Here is a 19,492-nt window from a genome sequence, read left to right as displayed (position 1 = left end):
CTTTTACTTACTCAGTGACGACCTCGTTACCATTAACGATGGTCTTGATTATTTTATAATCGCGCGTGAAGGCAGTCAGGTTCGCTACCTTACCCGGCGCAATGCTGCCGAGACTGTCCGCAAACCCCATCGCCCGGGCAGGGTAGAGGGTTGCCATACGCAGAGCTTCATCGAGTGCAATACCGACGTGCTCAACCAGATTACGTACCCCTTCGATCATCGTCAGGGCAGAGCCACTCAGGGTACCGTTTTCATCTACGCACAATCCATTACGGTAGTATATTGTTTTACCAGCAAAAATGAACTGGTCAATATCAGCGCCTGCCGGAGCCGTTGCATCGGTCACCAGGCAAAGCTTGTCTCCCTTAAGGCGTTTAGCAGTACGTACATTAACGTAATCGACATGCAGGCCATCTGCAATGATACCGCAATATACTTCTGCTTCATCAAGGATAGCGCCTGTCAGACCCGGTTCACGCCCGGTAATGTAGGGCATTGCATTGAACAAATGCGTGGCGAAGGTGATACCTGCACGAAAACCGAGTTTCGCTTCTTTAAGCGTGGCATTTGAGTGCCCGGCGGAAACCACAATCCCGGCAGCGGCCAGCTTAGCGATCACCTCGGCACCCGCCACTTCAGGGGCGAGAGTGACCTTGGTAATGACATCGGCGTTTTTACACAACAAATCCACCAGCTCAGCGTCAGGTTTACGGACATAGTCAGGGTTGTGCGTCCCTTTTTTCACCATATTCAGCCACGGACCTTCAAGGTGAAGCCCCAGCGCTTGATTAGGATGCTGGCGCAGGTAATCACGCATTACCTGAATACCCTGCTTCATTAGCGCATCGCTGCTGGTAATCAGCGTCGGCAGGTAGCTGGTGCAGCCAGATTTTTCGTTCGCACGCTGCATAATTTCAAGCGTTTCAACGCTCACGGCTTCCGGGGTATCGTTAAACTGAACGCCACCGCAGCCGTTAAGCTGAACATCAATGAAACCGGGGGCAAGCAGGGCGCCATGCAGGTCACGCTGCTCAATGCCTGACGGTAGCTCCGCCAATGGACAGACACGCTCAATCAGGCCATTCGCGACGAGAAGCGCGTGGTCATCCAGAATTTCATAGCCGGTGAAAATGCGGCAATGGGTTAAAGCATACATAACGACCCCCGGTTAACAAATGAGTGCCGTTCCGCACAATCACTGTGGCAGAACGGAAACACAATTACAGACCTTTAATATTTTCGGCTTCTAATTCATTGAAGTATTTCAATGTCTTAACTTTCAGTTCCATGGTTGACGGCTCATCGCATACCATAACGGCTTTAGGATGAAGCTGCAGACAACTGATGGTCCACATGTGGTTGACGTTACCTTCAACCGCCGCTTGTAACGCCAGCGCCTTCTGATTACCCAGCACCAGAATCATCACCTCTTCTGCATCCAGCAGCGTACCCACACCGACGGTTAAGGCATATTTCGGCACCAGGCTTACATCGCCATCAAAGAAGCGCGAGTTCGCCACACGGGTGTCATGGGTCAGGGTTTTGATACGCGTACGAGAGGCCAGCGAAGACGCAGGTTCGTTGAATGCGATGTGACCGTCGTTACCCACGCCACCCATAAACAGGTGAATTTTGCCGTAGGAACGGATTTTTTCTTCGTATTGACGACATTCTGCGTCAATATCCGGGGCATTACCATCCAGCAGATTAATATTTTCTGCCGGAATATCAACGTGATCAAAGAAGTTGCGGTGCATAAAGCTATGGTAGCTTTCCGGATGCTCTTTTGGCAGGCCGACATATTCGTCCATGTTGAAAGTTACAACATGCTGGAAGCTAACCTGGCCCGCTTTGTGCATTTCAACTAATGCCTTATAGGCCGTCAGGGGAGTGCCGCCAGTTGGCAGGCCGAGAACGAACGGGCGATCTGCGGTAGGTTTAAAGGCGTTGATACGGTTTACGATATGACGTGCAGCCCATTTACCGACTTGTTCTGCTGTTGCCAGAGGGATCAGTCTCATTGTTCATCTCCAGGTTGAATTTAAAAGTTCGTGGATTGCAAGCCGTACTGAAGTAAGCGTAATGCAGTTTTGCTCTACAAGGGGGCAATCCGTGTTGATTTTTTTAATCATAAAATAAGTTTTGCTTGTTAGCCAGCAAAGTGGAGGGTTAATAACGATATTTGGTGACTGTAATCACAAAAAGTGTGCATTTAATTTGCGAGGCGAATTAATTTTTCACACACTGATACTGTCGTAAAAAAAGGCCGTGCTTTCAGGTTTAAGTAAGACAATAAAAAAATACTGTTTCTAAGCGCCCGGTGTGGGGTCAGAGGGGGAATAACGTGAGTCTTTTAGGTTACTTACAAAAGGTAGGTCGCGCACTGATGGTGCCGGTCGCCACGCTGCCTGCAGCAGCAATTTTAATGGGGGTCGGTTACTGGATCGACCCGGTAGGTTGGGGTGGTGATAATGCGCTGGCAGCGCTCTTTATCCAGTCTGGATCTGCCATCATCGATAACATGGGCGTGCTATTTGCAGTGGGTGTTGCCTACGGTATGTCCAAAGATAAAGACGGTGCTGCCGCGTTGGCAGGCTTCGTCGGCTTCCTGGTATTAACGACGTTGTGTTCGCCAGCAGCCGTTGCCATGATTCAAAAAATTCCGGCCGATCAGGTGCCTGCTGCATTTGGCAAGATCAAAAACCAGTTCGTTGGGATCATGGTCGGTATCATCGCGGCAGAGCTTTACAACCGCTTTAGCAGCGTTGAGCTGCCGAAAGCGTTGTCGTTCTTTAGCGGTCGCCGTCTGGTGCCGATTCTGACCTCTTTCGTGATGATCGTTGTAGCGTTCATTCTGATGTATATCTGGCCGGTGGTGTTCAGCGGTCTGGTAGGCTTTGGTGAACATATTCAAAAACTTGGCTCTGCGGGCGCGGGTATCTATGCCTTCTTTAACCGCTTGCTGATTCCGGTAGGTCTGCACCACGCGCTGAACTCCGTATTCTGGTTCGACGTAGCGGGTATCAACGATATTCCTAACTTCCTCGGTGGCGCGCAGTCTATCGCTGCAGGTAAAGCTGAAATCGGGATTACAGGTCGTTATCAGGCGGGCTTCTTCCCAATCATGATGTTCGGTCTGCCGGGTGCAGCACTGGCTATCTACCAATGCGCACGTCCAGAAAACAAAGCCAAAGTTTTGGGTATTATGATGGCGGGTGCCTTTGCCGCCTTCTTTACCGGGATTACTGAACCGCTGGAGTTCTCCTTCATGTTCGTGGCGCCGGTACTGTATTTCATCCATGCAGTGCTGACCGGTATTTCCGTGTTTATCGCTGCGACCATGCAGTGGATTGCCGGTTTCGGGTTCAGTGCGGGTCTGGTGGATATGGTGCTCTCGTCACGTAACCCCCTGGCCGTACACTGGTACATGCTGATTCTGCAAGGCCTGGTATTCTTTGTTATTTACTACGTGGTGTTCCGTTTCACCATTCTGAAATTCAACCTGTTGACGCCGGGCCGTGAACTGGCTGTTGCGGGTGACGAAGCTGATGGTCGGGACGTCAACGTGAGCGCAGGTTCAGAGCAGGATGTTGCAGGTCTGGCTCGCCAGTACATTGCCGCTATCGGCGGTTCTTCTAACCTGACCGGTATTGATGCCTGTATCACCCGTCTGCGTCTGAATGTAAAAGACTCTGCGCTGGTGAATGAAGCGATGGCGAAACGTCTTGGTGCGACCGGTATTATTCGTCTGAATAAAACCAGCGTGCAGATTATCGTCGGCTTTGTGGCTGAGAAAATCGCGAACGCGATGAAGACTGCGGGCAACGTACCTGCCGCTGATACGGCAGCCCCGGTTGCGCCAGTGACGGCTGCAGCGGTTAAGCCTCAGGCGGTGCCTAACGCATCCGTCATTGCAGAACTGGTCTCCCCGATTACCGGCGATGTCGTTTCTCTGGATGAAGTGCCGGATGAAGCCTTCGCCAGCAAAGCGGTCGGTGATGGTGTGGCGATTAAACCGACAGACAAAGTGGTTGTCGCTCCGGCAGCCGGGACCATTGTGAAAATTTTCAACACGAATCATGCGTTCTGTCTCGAAACCGAGAAAGGGGCGGAGATCGTGGTTCATATGGGTATTGATACCGTCGCGTTGGGCGGCCAGGGCTTCTCCCGCCTGGTTGAAGAGGGTGCCGTTGTGGTTGCCGGCCAGCCAGTCCTCGAAATGGACCTGGACTACCTGAACGCAACAGCACGTTCGATGATTAGCCCGGTCGTTTGCAGCAACATCGACGACTTCTCGGGTCTGGTACTTAAAGCGCAAGGGTCGGTCGTTGCAGGGCAAACGCCGCTGTATGACATCAAAGGCTAATGACTTAACCCGTTAGCATTATCAAAGCGGCAGAGGATTTCCTCTGCCGCTTTTTTTTGCCGCCGTTTCACGCTTCCGCTTTGTATATATTTTCCGTAACTAAGGGTTGTCTCCAGGACCCGCTTATAAGATCATGTGCCGTTATACGTTGTTTACGCTTTGAGGAATCTACGATGAGTGAGGCTGAAGCCCGCCCGACAAACTTTATTCGTCAGATCATTGACGAAGATCTGGCCACTGGTAAGCATAATTCTGTTTGCACCCGTTTCCCGCCAGAGCCGAATGGTTATCTGCACATTGGTCATGCTAAATCTATCTGCCTGAACTTTGGCATCGCCCAGGATTACAACGGACAGTGCAATCTGCGCTTCGATGACACGAACCCAGTAAAAGAAGATATCGAGTACGTTGAGTCTATAAAACATGACGTAGAGTGGTTGGGTTTCCACTGGTCCGGCGATGTGCGTTATTCCTCTGACTATTTCGATCAACTGCACCAGTATGCGGTTGAACTGATCAACAAAGGGCTGGCGTTTGTTGATGAACTCTCCGCTGACGAAATCCGCGAATATCGTGGTTCGCTGACCGCACCGGGCAAAAACAGCCCGTTCCGCGATCGCAGCGTGGAAGAGAACTTGGCGCTATTCGAAAAAATGCGCGCGGGTGGCTTCGAAGAGGGTAAAGCCTGCCTGCGTGCTAAAATCGACATGGCATCGCCGTTCATCGTGCTGCGCGACCCGGTGCTCTACCGCATTAAGTTTGCCGATCACCACCAGACCGGCAGCAAATGGTGCATCTACCCGATGTATGACTTCACCCACTGCATCAGTGATGCGCTGGAAGGGATTACCCATTCTCTGTGTACGCTGGAGTTCCAGGACAACCGTCGCTTATACGACTGGGTACTGGACAACATCTCTATTCCGGTTCATCCGCGTCAGTACGAATTCTCGCGTCTGAATCTGGAATACACCGTGATGTCCAAGCGTAAGCTGAACCTGTTGGTCACCGACAAGCACGTTGAAGGCTGGGACGATCCACGTATGCCGACCATCTCTGGCCTGCGCCGTCGTGGTTATACTGCGGAGTCTATTCGTGAATTCTGCAAACGCATTGGCGTGACCAAGCAGGATAACACCATCGAGATGGCCTCTCTTGAATCCTGCATTCGTGAAGATCTGAACGAAAACGCGCCACGTGCGATGGCCGTTATCGATCCGGTTAAACTGGTTATCGAGAACTATCCTCAGGGCGAAAGCGAAATTGTGACCATGCCGAATCATCCGAATAAACCGGAGATGGGCAGCCGTGAGGTTCCGTTTAGCGCAGAGATTTGGATCGATCGCGCCGACTTCCGCGAAGAAGCCAACAAGCAGTACAAGCGCCTGGTGATGGGCAAAGAAGTGCGCCTGCGTAACGCCTATGTGGTGAAGGCTGAGCGTGTGGAGAAAGATCCCGACGGCACTATCACCACCATCTTCTGTACTTATGATGCGGACACCCTGAGCAAAGATCCAGCGGATGGCCGTAAAGTGAAAGGCGTCATTCACTGGGTGAGTGCGGCCCACGCGCTGCCGGTTGAAATCCGTCTTTATGACCGTCTGTTCAGCGTGCCAAACCCAGGCGCCGCTGAAGATTTCCTCTCGGTGATGAATCCGGAATCTCTGGTCGTTAAACAGGGTTATGCTGAGCCGTCATTGCAGTCTGCCGCAGCCGGTAAAGCTTACCAGTTTGAGCGTGAAGGTTACTTCTGCCTCGATAGCCGTTATGCAACAGCTGATAAGCTGGTCTTCAACCGCACCGTGGGTCTGCGTGACACCTGGGCGAAAGTCGGCGAGTAATTAACGCGCGACTTTATCTGAACGCCGCCCCGTGCGGCGTTTTTTTATTCTTCCCATCTGAAATTTTAATAATTGTCTGTGATTGACATGAAAAGTTGTTTTAATTTTTTCATTCTCATCCTTCATTTTCCCGATTATTTAACGCGATAAATTACCATTCCCAACTGTTATTCCACGTCTGCGCCAAAACGGATTGAAATCTGTGTTCCTGGTCATATTCCTGATGCTCATTCAGGTAAAGTGCTTGATCATTCATGCGGGCAAAAATAATCTTGATTCGTGGTGTGAAACAAGTTTTTAGCACTCACAGCTATTCCCTGGTTTTAATTTGTTGCTGAATGCCTTTGCACAGCACTTTTGTTTTTTTAGTCAAAGAGGAACAATTATGATCGCGTTTGTCGCTAAACGTAAGGCGATAGCGTTAGCTATTGCCAGCACAACAGCAATATCAGGTTTAATGATAACCCCTGCGGTAAATGCCGAAGGTTTTGTCGATGATTCAACGCTTACCGGCGGGGTGTATTACTGGCAGCGTGAACGCGATCGTAAGGACGTCACCGACGGTAATAAATATAAAACAAACCTTGCACACTCAACCTGGAATACTAACCTCGATTTCCAGTCCGGTTATGCAGCAGATATGTTCGGTATCGATATTGCCGCGTTTGCGGCAATCGAAATGGCAGAGTCATCCGGCAGTGCACACCCTAATGAAATGGCGTTTTCCAATAGTCACAAAGTCTATGACGAAGACTGGGCGGGCGACAGAAGTGGGGCCAGTCTTTATACCGCGGCGGCAAAATTTAAATATGGTCCGGTATGGGCGCGAGCGGGTTACATTCAGCCAACGGGGCAGACACTGCTGGCCTCCAACTGGAGCTTTATGCCGGGTACGTATCAGGGTACGGAACTAGGTGCAAAACTTGATTATGAAGATTGCGGTGCACTGAGTTTCTCGTATATGTGGGCCAATGAATATAAAGCCCCCTGGTACAACGAAACCGATTATTTCTATCAAAATGATGGCGTGAGCAAGATTGATTATGTCCATTCACTCGGCGCGCAATATGATTTTAAAAACGATCTCATTTTAGAAGCGGCATTTGGTCAGGCGCAGGGCTATGTTGACCAATACTTTGCAAAAGCCAGTTATAAATTTGATATTGCGGGCAGCCCATTGTCGACAAGCTATCAGTTCTACAGCTCACGCGATAAAGCATCTAATCACACCATCAATGATATTTATGACGGTACGGCCTGGTTACAGGCACTGACCTTTAATTATACCGCAGGGCCTGTCGATTTACGTCTTGAGGGAACATGGGTCAAAGCCGATGGTCGCCAGGGATATTTCAATTCGCGTATGACGCCGCTTTATGGCTCGTCAAATGGCCGACTGGATATCTGGTGGGATAATCGTTCTGACTTTAACGCCCATAATGAGAAAGCGGTATTTGTTGGCGCTATGTATGATCTTAAAGATTTAAATCTTCCGGGCTGGGCGGTAGGCGCATCCTATGTGTATGGCTGGGATGCCAAGCCATCCAACGTTTCCTCTGGCGACCAATACTATAAAGCCAATAATTCAATTAAGGAATCCGCTTACAGCCTCGACGTCGTTTACACCCTGCAGGATGGTCTGGCGAAAGGGACGTTATTTAAACTGCACTTCACGCAGTTTGATAACCACTCTGATATTCCAAGCTGGGGCGGTGGTTACAACAACATCTTCCAGGATGAGCGCGATGTGAAATTTATCGTGATCGCACCGTTTACGATTTTCTGATGCGAGAGAAGGGCAAAATGAAAAAAAGCATAATGATTCTGTTTATGACCCTGGGACTTGCTGGCTGCGTACAGCAACCCTCAGCGCCGAAAGAAGATATGCGTTTGAGAGCAGCTTACAGTGCCTGCATTAACACCGCAGAAGGATCGTCGGAAAAACTTGAAGCCTGCCGTAGCGTGTTAGACGTGTTGAAGTCAGAAAAGGCACATCAACAGTTTGCTCATGAAGAATCCGTCCGTACACTGGATTATCAGCAGTGTCTGGACGCCACGCATACGGGCAATGGTCAGGCGGTAAAAGCGAACTGCGATCGTATCTGGCAGGAAATTCGCAGCAACAATACGCCGTAGACACTCTTTTTGTACCACCAATAAAAAAGCCAACCGGAGGTTGGCTTTTTACGTTTACGGAAGATTACTTCGCAATCTCGTGGGCGTTTTCATCGCTGCGGCAATCGCCTTCAGCGCAGTGGCCATAGAGGTACAGGCTATGGTTCGTCAGGCGAATGCCGTGTTGAGAGGCGATTTCACGCTGGCGAGCTTCAATGGAGTCATCACTGAATTCAATCACTTTGCCGCAATCGAGGCAAATCAAGTGATCGTGGTGATGTTGCTGAGTCAGTTCGAAGACAGATTTGCCGCCTTCAAAATTATGACGGGTTACGATCCCGGCATCATCAAACTGGTTCAGAACACGGTAAACCGTGGCCAGCCCGATCTCTTCGCCCATGTCAATCAGGCGCTTATATAAATCTTCCGCACTGACATGATGGTTGTCCGGCTCCTGAAGCACTTCCAGGATTTTCAAGCGAGGAAGCGTGACTTTCAGGCCGGCCTTCTTTAATGCGGTATTGTTGTCAGTCATGCGGAATCTGTCCTGTTGCTAAACGGTTCGCTCCCCAAGGGGAAGCTACAAGGAATGCACTGGGAAATGCGTCTCATTATAGAACTGCCATGTCTAAATGAAAACTGCAAGCCCTCAAGTAAAGTAAGCGTATAAAACGTGGTAGTGCCAACAAAGTCCGTTGCGCTACCCGTTTTAACCAGGCCATATTGTACAGTGCTGGCGGCAAAAGTTAAAAAAATGTAGCAATTATTTCCATTGGTTTTAACTATCGATCTGGCGCAACCCGCAGGATGCGCCAAACAGCATCAGGCATTGATGATATCGTTAAGATTCAGCTCTTCGGAAATCTGTTTAACCCATTTATCCACGCGTGCAGCGGTCAGTTCTGGTTGACGATCTTCGTCAATGGCCAGCCCAACAAAATGGTCATCATCGGCAAGGCCTTTAGAGGCTTCAAAGTGGTAGCCTTCGGTCGGCCAGTGACCCACAATCACCGCGCCACGTGGTTCGATGATGTCACGAATTGTCCCCAGCGCATCACAGAAGTACTCTGCATAATCTTCCTGGTCACCACAGCCAAACAATGCGACTAACTTGCCATTGAAATCAATGTCTTCCAGCGTCGGGAAAAAATCATCCCAGTCACACTGCGCTTCGCCGTAATACCAGGTCGGGATGCCAAGCAGCAGAATGTCATAGCCTTCCAGATCCTCTTTGCTGCTCTTTGCAATGTCGTGTACATCTGCAACGTCTTTACCAAGCTGTGCCTGGATCATCTTTGCGATGTTTTCGGTATTACCGGTGTCGCTGCCGAAAAAAATGCCAGTGATTGCCATGAGTAAAATAACCTCTTGAAACTTAATGATATGGTGGTGGCGTTTAGCCCACGGATAAGGGCAATCATAGCAGATCAGAGAAGCACGCGGAAACTGCAATCGCGTCGGACTGCACTCTCTGCTACATGAAAACGTTATTCAGATGAAGAATCAGAGGAATCAATGCTGTTCAGCGCTTTTAGCTGCTCCAGCAACATCTCTTCGATGAGTTCGCTGCGACTCATTTGACGCGCGTCAGCCAGGGCGTTTAATGCGTCAACGGCCTCCGCGTTGATTTTCAGTTCGACGCGTTTAAGCCCACGAAATTTATCGCGTTTAAGCTGATTGCGTTTGTTAATGCGCAATTGCTCGTCGCGAGAGAGCGGATTGGTTTTAGGACGTCCCGGGCGACGCTCATTCGCGAACAGATCTAGGGTCGTGCGGTCCGTTTGTTCTTTAGCCATGATTTAAGAAATACTACGGGAAGTACAAGCAATCGAGCCTGAGCCCGGGTTGATTAGCGCGCCATCATACATCAGGGAGGCAGGGACGCCAACGCCCGGGCGCGTTATGATGACCGAGCGCCGGGTTTTTAATCAGTTTGTCTTTTCAGCAAGATAACGACGAATAGCGCGCAAAACCGCTTCCGGCTTTTCCGCATGCACCCAGTGTCCGGCACCGGCAATGACATGCGCCTTCGCCTGCGGAAACTGTTTAAGCAGAGGCTGACGATACTGCTCGGTCACGTAAGGGGAGTTGCCACCGGGGATGAACAGGGCAGGGTGGTCCCAGACCGGCACCTCTTCCCAGCCGACAATGTGGGGGTACTGCTCCCACAGCACGGGGACATTAAAGCGCCATTGCCCGTCAACAAAGGACTTCAACAAAAATTGAATCACCCCTTCTTCATCGATGACGGTGCGCATCACGGTGGCCGCTTGTTGTCGCGTCGTGGCCCCGGCATCCGTCACCGCATTGATAGCAGCAAAAATCTCATCGTGGCGACGCACGGCATAATCCACGGGGGCAATATCAATCGCTACCAGTCCGTCAATACGTTCCGGGGCAATCGCGGTTAAGGCCATGACCGCTTTCCCTCCCATTGAGTGACCGATAAAGGTGGCCCGCTCAAGGGAATGCGCGTCCAGCGTATCAACCAAATCCTGGGCCATCGCGGGGTAATTCATTTCGTCCGAACTCGCAGAAAGCCCATGATTACGCATGTCCACCTGAAGGATGTCATGGTCGCTCACAAGGTCGCGCGCCAGAATGCCAAGGTTATCCAGGCTGCCAAACAGGCCGTGGACTAACACGATGGGAGAATTGTTGTGCGATTGTTGTGCAGATTGCGCTCGGGTATTCAATTTCATGGCAAAGTTCTTTTTTTCGCTCTTTCGGATTAGGGTATTATGTTGAACATTCTGCCGCCCGGCTGCAAGGTTCAGACACAATCTAACTTAGCCGCCACTCAGGTTTAGCGCTATCCGCTGTTGAGATTTGACTTTATAATCTCAATAACTTGTATTCAGATAAGACACTGCACTGGATTAAAATGAAAACGATTGAAGTTGATGATGAACTCTACAGTTATATTGCCAGCCACACGAAGCATATTGGTGAGAGCGCATCCGACATTTTACGGCGCATGTTGAAATTTTCCGCCTCCTCTCAGCCTGCCGCCACGACGCCTGCCGCTGCAAAAGAAGCCCCTGTTACGCCGAAAGTCGAAGAGAGTAAGCCGACCAACACCGCGAAAGACAAAGTTCGTGCGGTGCGCGAGTTGCTGCTTTCTGACGAATACGCCGATCAGAAAAAAGCCGTTAACCGTTTCATGCTGGTGCTGTCTACACTCTATTCTCTGGACAACAAAGCCTTTGCAGAATCCACCGAGTCCCTGCACGGGCGTACCCGCGTATACTTTGCGTCTGATGAACAAACCTTGTTGCAAAATGGCACGCAGACCAAGCCAAAACAGGTGCCAGATACACCATACTGGGTCATCACCAACACTAATACGGGTCGTAAATGCAGCATGGTAGAACACATCATGCAGTCAATGCAGTTCCCGGCGGAATTGATTGAAAAGGTTTGCGGCACAATTTAATCCTTGCATAAGAAGGACCAGGCAATGGCTAACCATGAACGTGCGGGTCAACCTGCACAACAGAGCGATTTGATCAACGTCGCCCAGCTTACCGCGCAGTACTACGTGCTGAAACCGGAAGTGGGTAATTCTGAACATGCAGTTAAATTTGGTACGTCCGGGCATCGTGGTAGCGCAGGGCGTCATAGCTTCAACGAACAGCATATCCTGGCGATTGCCCAGGCCATCGCTGAAGAGCGCGCCAAAAACGGTATCACCGGGCCATGCTATGTGGGCAAAGATACCCACGCCTTGTCTGAACCTGCCTTTATCTCTGTGCTGGAAGTGCTGGCGGCCAACGGTGTTGACCTGGTTGTGCAGGAAAACAACGGCTTTACGCCGACGCCTGCTGTTTCCAATGCCATTCTGGTCCACAACAAAAAAGGTGGCGCGCAGGCGGACGGTATCGTGATTACCCCGTCGCACAACCCGCCGGAAGATGGTGGCATTAAATACAACCCGCCAAACGGTGGGCCGGCTGATACCAACGTCACCAAAGTGGTGGAAGACCGTGCTAATGCCCTGTTAGCCGACGGCCTGAAAGGCGTGAAACGTATTACGCTGGACGCGGCCCTGGCTTCAGGTCACGTGAAAGAACAGGATCTGGTGCAACCCTTCATTGAAGGGCTGGCCGACATCGTCGATATGGCGGCTATCCAGAAAGCCGGTCTGAAGCTTGGCGTTGATCCACTGGGCGGCTCCGGCATTGAGTACTGGAAGCGCATTGCCGAATTCTACAAGCTTGATCTCACTATCGTGAACGATCAGGTCGATCAGACTTTCCGCTTTATGCACCTCGATAAAGATGGTGTGATCCGTATGGATTGCTCATCCGAATCCGCAATGGCAGGTTTGCTGGCGCTGCGTGATAAGTTCGACCTGGCGTTCGCCAACGACCCGGACTATGACCGCCACGGCATCGTCACGCCGGCAGGGTTAATGAACCCGAACCATTATCTGGCTGTTGCCATTAATTACCTGTTCCAGCATCGTCCGCAGTGGGGCAAAGATGTGGCTGTGGGCAAGACCCTGGTCTCCTCCGCGATGATCGACCGTGTGGTTAACGATCTGGGCCGCAAACTGGTAGAAGTGCCGGTCGGCTTCAAATGGTTTGTGGATGGCCTGTTCGACGGTAGCTTTGGTTTTGGCGGCGAAGAGAGCGCAGGGGCATCCTTCCTGCGTTTTGACGGCACCCCGTGGTCTACCGATAAAGACGGCATCATCATGTGCCTGCTGGCTGCGGAAATCACCGCCGTCACCGGTAAAAACCCGCAGCAGCACTACGATGAGCTGGCCGCGCGTTTCGGTGCGCCAAGCTATAACCGCCTGGGCGCCAGCGCCACCTCCGCACAGAAAGCCGCGCTGTCTAAGCTTTCTCCGGAAATGGTCAGTGCCAGCACGCTGGCAGGTGACCCGATCACCGCTCGTCTGACGGCGGCTCCGGGTAACGGTGCTGCCATTGGCGGTCTGAAAGTGATGACCGACAACGGCTGGTTTGCCGCACGTCCATCAGGCACGGAAGACGCCTACAAAATTTACTGCGAAAGCTTCCTCGGCGAAGAACACCGTAAGCTGATTGAAAAAGAAGCGGTAGAAATTGTCAGCGAAGTGCTGAAAAACGCCTGATAACCCTCGGTGAATGACCCGGCCCGGTTGCGTAAACGTGACCGGGCTTTTTTATGTCTGCAGTTACAGCATAAACCGGTAGCCGATACCCGTTTCGGTTAGCAGATGACGCGGACGCGCAGGATCGGCCTCAAGCTTTTGCCGCAAATGGCCCATGTAGATGCGTAAATAGTGGCTATGTTCGACGGCGTTAGGCCCCCAGACCTGACTTAACAGTTGGCGCTGGGTGAGCACTTTTCCGGCGTTGTTTAACAGCACTGCGAGCAAGCGAAACTCAATAGGGGTGAGGTGCAGCTCTTCGCTACCGCGTAGAATACGTCGGCTGGCGAGATCGACCTGAATATCCGAAAAAGTCACTACCGGATCGTTTTGCGGCGTACCGGCATGACGGCGTAAGGCCACCCGCAGCCTCGCCTGTAATTCCCCGATGCCAAAGGGCTTACTGAGATAATCATCGGCGCCCGCATCCAGGGCAGCAATTTTATCGCTCTCTTCCGTTCTGGCAGATAACACAATGACCGGCATCTGGCTCCACTGACGCAGGTCACGTATAAAATCGATACCGTCGCCGTCCGGTAAACCTAAATCAAGAATGACCAGATCCGGTTTACGCGTTGCCGCTTCAATCAGCCCGCGCTGCAGCGTTTCCGCTTCAAAAACCCGCAGCCCTTCTGCTTCCAGCGCGCTGCGCAGAAAACGGCGAATGGCCTGTTCATCTTCGACAATAAGTACGTTAATCACAGATCCTCGGGAAGGTCGTCCAGCAGCGGTGGCGTGTCCAGCGGCAGTGTAACATGAAAACAGGCGCCGCCTTCCGGGCGGTTTGTGGCAAAAATAGTGCCGCCATGGACATCGACAATGGCCTGGCAGATTGCCAGTCCCAGGCCGACGCCGGGGATCGCCGACTCTTTCGTCCCCCGCGCAAACTTGGCAAAAATTGCCTGCTCCTGTCCGGCAGGGATCCCCGGCCCGTTATCCCACACTTCCAGCGTTAATTGCGAAAGGTCTGCCCGAGCACAAATACCGATTTCGGCGCGGTAACCGGCATATTTCACGGCGTTTTCCAGCAGATTAATTAGCACCCGTTCGAACAACGGCCCGTCCACATGCACCAGCATCAGCGGGTCCGGCAGGTCGAGGGCAATGTGTCGCCCACCGAGCCCTGGCTCCAGCGTCCGCAAGGCGCTGCCCACCACCTCTTCCAGCGTCAGCCACTCTTTCTTTAAATTAAAGCCGCCGGACTGAATACGCGCCATATCAAGCAGATTGTTCACGAGGCGCGTGGTGTTCAGCACATGCTGACGAATTTCACTTGCCTGGGGCGCATGCTTAGAGCCTTCACTGGCAAGATCCAGCGTCAGGATTTCTGCCTGGCCGAACAGCACAGTTAGCGGTGTACGCAGGTCATGGGAGAGGGCGGCCAGCAGGGAGTTACGGATGCTTTCGCGTTCGCTGGCAAAGCGGGCCTGCTGTTCACTGGTGATCAAAGACTGACGTTCCAGCGCACTGGCGACCAACAGGGTAAAGGTTTCCAGCAAGCGCTGCTGCTCCGGTACCATCAACAGGCGCAGGTTAGCCGGTTCGACGACCACCAGTCCGTGAGTTTTCTGCGCACTCTTCAGCGGTAAAATTTGATAAGGCACGCCGGGCAGCGTATCGGTACCGGCACCTGCCGGTTGGCCTTTATCGAAGCTCCAGCGGGCGATGGCGTCGTCCCAGGAGGGGATGTTTTGCGTTCCGGTAATAGCCACCAGTTTCCCCGTGCTGTCCGGCAGCAGCACCTGGCTTCGGGCATTAAAGGTTGAACGGATAAAGGTCTCACTGGTGGCGGCAATGTCTTTGTCGCTGCGTCCTGTGGCCAGCGCTTTGGACATCTCATACAGATGGCGGGTGCGCTGTTCACGATAACGCGCCACCCTGGCCTGATAACGCACCCCGGCGGTCAGGTTGCCGATCACCAACCCGACGGTCATCATGACCCCAAAGGTGAGTAAATATTGCACATCCGACACCGCCAGCGTCCCACGCGGCGCAATGAAAAAGAGATCAAAGCTGATGACATTGATGACCGTGGCGAAGGCTGAAGGCCACCGCCCGTATAACAGGGCGATGATCACCACACCCAGCAGATAGACCATGACCAGGTTGGCGGCATCAAACGCGACCAACCACTGCATCGCAATCAGCGTGATGGCCGCACACAAGGCCAGTGCGACAACGCAGCCCTTCAGCTGTACGCGCCAGCGCTCCATAAACGGACGGCTATCATTCGGGCGCGAGGGGAGGGAGACGGGAGTATCGTCCGGCGCAATGATCACCAAATCGAGGTCCGGGGCGCGTCGTGCCAGGCGGTCGGCAAACGACTCGCGGTTAAACCAGCCGCGTTTTGCCCGTCTGCCAATCAGAATTTTGCCGAGATTATGCTCCCTTGCGTAGCGCAAAATGGCTTTGTCTTCAGCGGTGTCTGAGAGCGTGGCCGTTTCAGCGCCCAGCTCTTGCGCCAGATGCAGGGAGGCCAGAATCGCCCGCCGCTGTGGTTCCGGCAGTTTGTGTAAGGTGGGGGTTTCTACATAAACCGCATGCCAGACGCTGCCGAGTTTAGCGGCCAGCCGTGCGGCGGTGCGGATCAATTTTTCATTACCGCTACCGTGTCCTACGCAGAGCAGGATAGCGTCACGGGTATGCCAGACCTTTTCCTCACCCAGACGGTCACGCCATGCGCGCATCTGGTCATCAACGCGGTCTGCGGTTCGGCGTAACGCCAGCTCACGCAGGGCGATGAGATTGCCCTTGCGAAAGAAGTGCTCGATGGCACGTTCCGCCTGACCGCCGATATAGACCTTGCCCTCATGTAGACGCTGGCGAAGGTCGTCAGGAGGCAGATCCACCAGCACGATTTCATCGGCGGCATCAAAAAAAGGATCGGGCACCGTTTCACGGACCTGAATGCCTGTGACGCCGCTGACCACATCATTCAGACTCTCCAGATGCTGCACGTTCACCGTGGTCAGCACATCGATACCCGCTTCCAGCAGCTCTTCAACATCCTGCCAGCGTTTTGGGTGGCGCGTGCCTGGCGCATTGCTGTGCGCCAGTTCGTCCATCAGTATCAACGCCGGACGCCGCGCAAGGGCGGCGTCGAGATCAAACTCCTGAATCAGCCGCCCGCGATGGGCGACCCGTTTGGGCGGCAGAACGGTAAGACCGTTCAGCAGGGCGGCAGTCTCCTTCCGCCCGTGGGTTTCCACGACGCCGATAAGGATATCCAGCCCCTGCGCCCGCTGCCGCTGGGCTTCCTGCAACATGGCAAAGGTTTTGCCGACCCCGGCGCAGGCGCCGAAGAAAATTTTGAGTTTTCCCCGGTGGGTGGTTGCGGTCTGCTCCAGCAATCGGTCGGGATCCGGGCGCAAAGGCTCGTCGGTCATGGCTTAGTTATCCTTACGCGCATCCAGCGCCAGATTCAGTTCGACAATATTTACCACCGGCTGGCCAATAAAATCTACCAGCGGTTTTAGCGTGTGTTCAGCCACCAGCTTTGCCACCACTTCACGGCTCAGCCCTCGGGCTTGCGCGACGCGGGGAATTTGCCATGCGGCGGCTGACGGCGTCAGATTATTATCCAGCCCGCTCGCCGAAGCCGTGAGTAGCTCAACCGGGATACTGGCACCAGCCTCGGGGTTTTGCGCACGCAGTGCCGCCACGCGGGCGCTGACCTCTTTGTCCAGTTCAGGATTGCTCGCCGCCAGGTTGCTACCGCCAGAGGCCAATGGATTATAAGGCGCATCTGCGGTCGCCGATGGACGGCCATGAAAATAGCCCGGCGCGGTAAAGTTTTGCCCAATCAGACGGGAGCCGCGCACCTGCCCGGCATCCTGTATTAACGAGCCGTTGGCCTGCGCCTTGAACCACCATTGACCCAGCGCGGTGGTGACCAGCGGATAGAGCCCGCCCGTAACCAGCGTCAGTACGATTAAAAGAAGAAAAGCAGGACGAATGAAAGACATTTTATATTCCTCTTACACCAGGCCGAACAGCGTTAACAGCAGGTCGATAAGTTTGATACCGATAAAGGGCACGACCAACCCGCCGAGACCATAAATCCAAAGGTTGCGACGCAACATGGCGGGCGCACTCAGCGGTTTGTAGCTCACCCCCTTCAGCGCCAGCGGAATCAGGAAGACAATGATCAGCGCGTTAAAAATTACCGCGCTCAAAATGGCGGAGGCAGGGGAGTGCAGGTGCATGACGTTGAGCGCGTTGAGCTGTGGATAGGTCGCCGCAAAGGCTGCCGGAATAATGGCAAAATACTTCGCCACATCGTTGGCAATACTGAACGTGGTCAGCGAACCGCGCGTCATCAGCATCTGTTTACCAATGTGCACCACTTCAATGAGCTTGGTGGGGTTGGAATCGAGATCCACCATATTGCCCGCCTCTTTGGCAGCCTGGGTGCCGGAGTTCATTGCCACCGCCACATCCGCCTGCGCCAGAGCAGGGGCATCGTTGGTGCCGTCTCCGGTCATCGCCACCAGACGGCCTTCAGCCTGGTACTGACGAATCAGCGCCAGCTTGGCTTCCGGTGTGGCTTCCGCAAGAAAGTCGTCCACCCCCGCTTCGGCGGCAATCGCAGCCGCGGTCAGGCGGTTGTCACCGGTGATCATTACGGTTTTGATGCCCATTTTACGCAACTGGGCAAAACGCTCTTTAATGCCGCCTTTCACCACATCCTTCAGTGAAATAACGCCCAATACGCGCGACCCTTCTGCGACGACCAACGGTGTGGCTCCCAGCCGGGCAACGCGCTCGACTAAGGTATCGACATCGGCAGGGAACTGACCATTATTGGCTGCAATGTGGCGACGAATGGCGTCAACGGACCCTTTGCGGATCATTCGGTCACCGACATTGATCCCACTCATTCGTGTCTGGGCGGTGAAGGGAACAAAGGTCGCCTGCAGGCTTTGTACATCACGCTCACGCAAATTAAAGCGTTGCTTGGCCAGCACCACGATGCTGCGGCCTTCCGGAGTTTCATCTGCCAGCGAAGAGAGTTGGGCGGCATCGGCCAGCGTTTTCTCATCCACTCCCTGGGCCGGAAGAAATTCTGAGGCCTGACGGTTGCCGAGCGTGATGGTGCCGGTTTTATCCAGCAGTAATACATCGACATCGCCTGCTGCTTCTACGGCACGGCCGCTGGTGGCAATCACATTTGCGCCCAGCATACGGCTCATTCCGGCGACACCGATGGCTGATAGCAAGCCGCCGATGGTGGTGGGAATCAGGCACACCAGGAGGGCAACCAGCACCGTCACGCTGACCGCCGTACCGCCGTAGACCGAGAAGGGCCAGAGCGTGGCGGTCGCCAGTAAAAAGACGAGGGTCAGGGCAACCAGCAGAATGGTCAGCGCAATTTCATTTGGCGTTTTACGCCGTTGCGCGCCCTCTACCATGGCGATCATTCTGTCGAGGAAGGTTTCCCCCGGATTAACGCTACATTGAATGACCAGCCAGTCAGAAAGAATCCGCGTGCCACCCGTCACCGAGGCAAAGTCACCGCCGGATTCGCGAATAACCGGTGCGGATTCTCCGGTAATGGCGCTTTCATCAACCGATGCGCCCCCTTCAATCACTTCACCATCGCAGGGGATAATGTCCCCGGCTTCCACCAGCACGATGTCGCCTTTACGCAGATCTTCCGCCGGAACGTGATCGACCTCGGCATCATGCCGGGGAGCACGCAATTTACGGGCGAAAGCCGTTTTCTTCACCCCTTTCAGACTGTTGGCCTGGGCTTTACTGCGGCCTTCTGCCAGCGCTTCAGCGAAGTTAGCGAAGAGAACGGTAAACCACAGCCACAGGCTGACGGCAGCGGTAAACCCGGTGCTGCCATCAAGATGGCCGGTCGCCATCGCCAGTGCCAGCAACGTGGTCAACAGGCTGCCTAGCCAGACGATGAACATGACCGGGTTACGCCACTGGGTATGCGGGCTTAATTTGATAAAGGAATCGATCAGCGCCTGACGGACCAGGGTGGGTTCGAGCAGGGCCATTTGTTTACGACTCATACAA

Annotated in this window: 16 protein-coding genes; 6 read left to right on the top strand and 10 right to left on the bottom strand. The window is 53.3% G+C overall.

The window, feature by feature from the left end; translation table 11 throughout:
* Nucleotides 1–7: 7 nt before the first annotated feature.
* Nucleotides 8–1,156: an N-acetylglucosamine-6-phosphate deacetylase gene (gene nagA / locus ACUY4Q_RS16815; protein WP_458043862.1), complete on the bottom strand. Its 1,149-nt coding sequence runs from the start codon at nt 1,154–1,156 to the stop codon at nt 8–10.
* 64 nt (nt 1,157–1,220) lie between these two features.
* The gene (nagB, locus tag ACUY4Q_RS16810; protein WP_437890183.1) at nt 1,221–2,021 is read right to left on the bottom strand and encodes a glucosamine-6-phosphate deaminase; all 801 of its coding nucleotides are present in this window, start codon (nt 2,019–2,021) and stop codon (nt 1,221–1,223) included.
* A gap of 323 nt (nt 2,022–2,344) precedes the next feature.
* Between nagB and nagE the strand changes: the two genes are divergently transcribed.
* From nagE to chiQ, 4 genes are all read left to right on the top strand, one after another.
* On the top strand, nt 2,345–4,366 hold the full coding sequence (gene nagE, locus ACUY4Q_RS16805) for an N-acetylglucosamine-specific PTS transporter subunit IIBC (RefSeq protein ID WP_458043861.1): 2,022 nt from the start codon (nt 2,345–2,347) through the stop codon (nt 4,364–4,366).
* A 173-nt stretch (nt 4,367–4,539) separates the two neighbouring features.
* On the top strand, nt 4,540–6,207 hold the full coding sequence (gene glnS, locus ACUY4Q_RS16800; protein ID WP_458043860.1) for a glutamine--tRNA ligase: 1,668 nt from the start codon (nt 4,540–4,542) through the stop codon (nt 6,205–6,207).
* Between the two features lie 385 nt (nt 6,208–6,592).
* A complete protein-coding gene (chiP, locus tag ACUY4Q_RS16795) occupies nt 6,593–7,993 on the top strand; it encodes a chitoporin ChiP (protein WP_458043859.1) in 1,401 nt (466 codons plus the stop codon).
* 17 nt (nt 7,994–8,010) lie between these two features.
* Nucleotides 8,011–8,343: a ChiQ/YbfN family lipoprotein gene (chiQ, locus tag ACUY4Q_RS16790; RefSeq protein ID WP_458043858.1), complete on the top strand. Its 333-nt coding sequence runs from the start codon at nt 8,011–8,013 to the stop codon at nt 8,341–8,343.
* A gap of 64 nt (nt 8,344–8,407) precedes the next feature.
* Here the strand turns inward: chiQ and fur are convergent, their stop codons facing one another.
* From fur to ybfF, 4 genes are all read right to left on the bottom strand, one after another.
* Nucleotides 8,408–8,857, bottom strand: coding sequence for a ferric iron uptake transcriptional regulator (fur, locus tag ACUY4Q_RS16785; RefSeq protein WP_437430885.1), 450 nt, complete (start codon nt 8,855–8,857; stop codon nt 8,408–8,410).
* Nucleotides 8,858–9,144: 287 nt separating this feature from the next.
* On the bottom strand, nt 9,145–9,675 hold the full coding sequence (fldA, locus tag ACUY4Q_RS16780) for a flavodoxin FldA (protein ID WP_437889239.1): 531 nt from the start codon (nt 9,673–9,675) through the stop codon (nt 9,145–9,147).
* A gap of 134 nt (nt 9,676–9,809) precedes the next feature.
* Nucleotides 9,810–10,118 carry a LexA regulated protein gene (gene ybfE, locus ACUY4Q_RS16775; protein ID WP_458043857.1) on the bottom strand — a complete coding sequence of 103 codons (309 nt, stop codon included), beginning with the start codon at nt 10,116–10,118 and terminating at the stop codon, nt 9,810–9,812.
* A gap of 132 nt (nt 10,119–10,250) precedes the next feature.
* Nucleotides 10,251–11,024 carry an esterase gene (gene ybfF, locus ACUY4Q_RS16770; protein WP_458043856.1) on the bottom strand — a complete coding sequence of 258 codons (774 nt, stop codon included), beginning with the start codon at nt 11,022–11,024 and terminating at the stop codon, nt 10,251–10,253.
* 182 nt (nt 11,025–11,206) lie between these two features.
* On the opposite strand from ybfF, the gene seqA reads away from it, so the two are divergent.
* Nucleotides 11,207–11,758 carry a replication initiation negative regulator SeqA gene (seqA, locus tag ACUY4Q_RS16765; RefSeq protein ID WP_458043855.1) on the top strand — a complete coding sequence of 184 codons (552 nt, stop codon included), beginning with the start codon at nt 11,207–11,209 and terminating at the stop codon, nt 11,756–11,758.
* Between the two features lie 24 nt (nt 11,759–11,782).
* Nucleotides 11,783–13,423 (top strand): phosphoglucomutase (alpha-D-glucose-1,6-bisphosphate-dependent), encoded by a 1,641-nt coding sequence (gene pgm / locus ACUY4Q_RS16760; protein WP_458043854.1) that lies wholly within the window; start codon nt 11,783–11,785, stop codon nt 13,421–13,423.
* 63 nt (nt 13,424–13,486) lie between these two features.
* Here pgm and kdpE read toward each other — a convergent pair whose 3' ends face one another.
* From kdpE to kdpB, 4 genes are read right to left on the bottom strand one after another with little or no spacing between them, the layout of a single operon-like run.
* Nucleotides 13,487–14,164 carry a two-component system response regulator KdpE gene (gene kdpE / locus ACUY4Q_RS16755; RefSeq protein WP_458043853.1) on the bottom strand — a complete coding sequence of 226 codons (678 nt, stop codon included), beginning with the start codon at nt 14,162–14,164 and terminating at the stop codon, nt 13,487–13,489.
* Nucleotides 14,161–16,848, bottom strand: coding sequence for a two-component system sensor histidine kinase KdpD (kdpD, locus tag ACUY4Q_RS16750; protein ID WP_458043852.1), 2,688 nt, complete (start codon nt 16,846–16,848; stop codon nt 14,161–14,163). Before kdpD ends, kdpE begins: the two co-directional genes overlap by 4 nt.
* Before the next feature lie 3 nt (nt 16,849–16,851).
* Complete coding sequence (gene kdpC / locus ACUY4Q_RS16745; protein WP_458043851.1) at nt 16,852–17,427, bottom strand: potassium-transporting ATPase subunit KdpC; 576 nt, start codon at nt 17,425–17,427, stop codon at nt 16,852–16,854.
* A gap of 12 nt (nt 17,428–17,439) precedes the next feature.
* Complete coding sequence (kdpB, locus tag ACUY4Q_RS16740) at nt 17,440–19,488, bottom strand: potassium-transporting ATPase subunit KdpB (protein WP_458043850.1); 2,049 nt, start codon at nt 19,486–19,488, stop codon at nt 17,440–17,442.
* Between the last annotated feature and the right edge of the window lie 4 nt (nt 19,489–19,492).

The organism is Phytobacter cepae, from assembly GCF_054165735.1.
The sequence above is the reverse complement of the archived record's forward strand: the minus strand, read 5'-3'. Positions and strand labels throughout refer to the sequence as shown.

What these genes read in the sequence shown, in the direction of transcription:
- nagA (WP_458043862.1), bottom strand. Translation starts at nt 1,156, where the DNA reads ATGTATGCTTTAACCCATTGCCGCATTTTCACCGGCTATGAAATTCTG.
- nagB (WP_437890183.1), bottom strand. Translation starts at nt 2,021, where the DNA reads ATGAGACTGATCCCTCTGGCAACAGCAGAACAAGTCGGTAAATGGGCT.
- glnS (WP_458043860.1), top strand. Translation starts at nt 4,540, where the DNA reads ATGAGTGAGGCTGAAGCCCGCCCGACAAACTTTATTCGTCAGATCATT.
- chiP (WP_458043859.1), top strand. Translation starts at nt 6,593, where the DNA reads ATGATCGCGTTTGTCGCTAAACGTAAGGCGATAGCGTTAGCTATTGCC.
- chiQ (WP_458043858.1), top strand. Translation starts at nt 8,011, where the DNA reads ATGAAAAAAAGCATAATGATTCTGTTTATGACCCTGGGACTTGCTGGC.
- fur (WP_437430885.1), bottom strand. Translation starts at nt 8,857, where the DNA reads ATGACTGACAACAATACCGCATTAAAGAAGGCCGGCCTGAAAGTCACG.
- fldA (WP_437889239.1), bottom strand. Translation starts at nt 9,675, where the DNA reads ATGGCAATCACTGGCATTTTTTTCGGCAGCGACACCGGTAATACCGAA.
- ybfE (WP_458043857.1), bottom strand. Translation starts at nt 10,118, where the DNA reads ATGGCTAAAGAACAAACGGACCGCACGACCCTAGATCTGTTCGCGAAT.
- ybfF (WP_458043856.1), bottom strand. Translation starts at nt 11,024, where the DNA reads ATGAAATTGAATACCCGAGCGCAATCTGCACAACAATCGCACAACAAT.
- seqA (WP_458043855.1), top strand. Translation starts at nt 11,207, where the DNA reads ATGAAAACGATTGAAGTTGATGATGAACTCTACAGTTATATTGCCAGC.
- pgm (WP_458043854.1), top strand. Translation starts at nt 11,783, where the DNA reads ATGGCTAACCATGAACGTGCGGGTCAACCTGCACAACAGAGCGATTTG.
- kdpD (WP_458043852.1), bottom strand. Translation starts at nt 16,848, where the DNA reads ATGACCGACGAGCCTTTGCGCCCGGATCCCGACCGATTGCTGGAGCAG.
- kdpC (WP_458043851.1), bottom strand. Translation starts at nt 17,427, where the DNA reads ATGTCTTTCATTCGTCCTGCTTTTCTTCTTTTAATCGTACTGACGCTG.
- kdpB (WP_458043850.1), bottom strand. Translation starts at nt 19,488, where the DNA reads ATGAGTCGTAAACAAATGGCCCTGCTCGAACCCACCCTGGTCCGTCAG.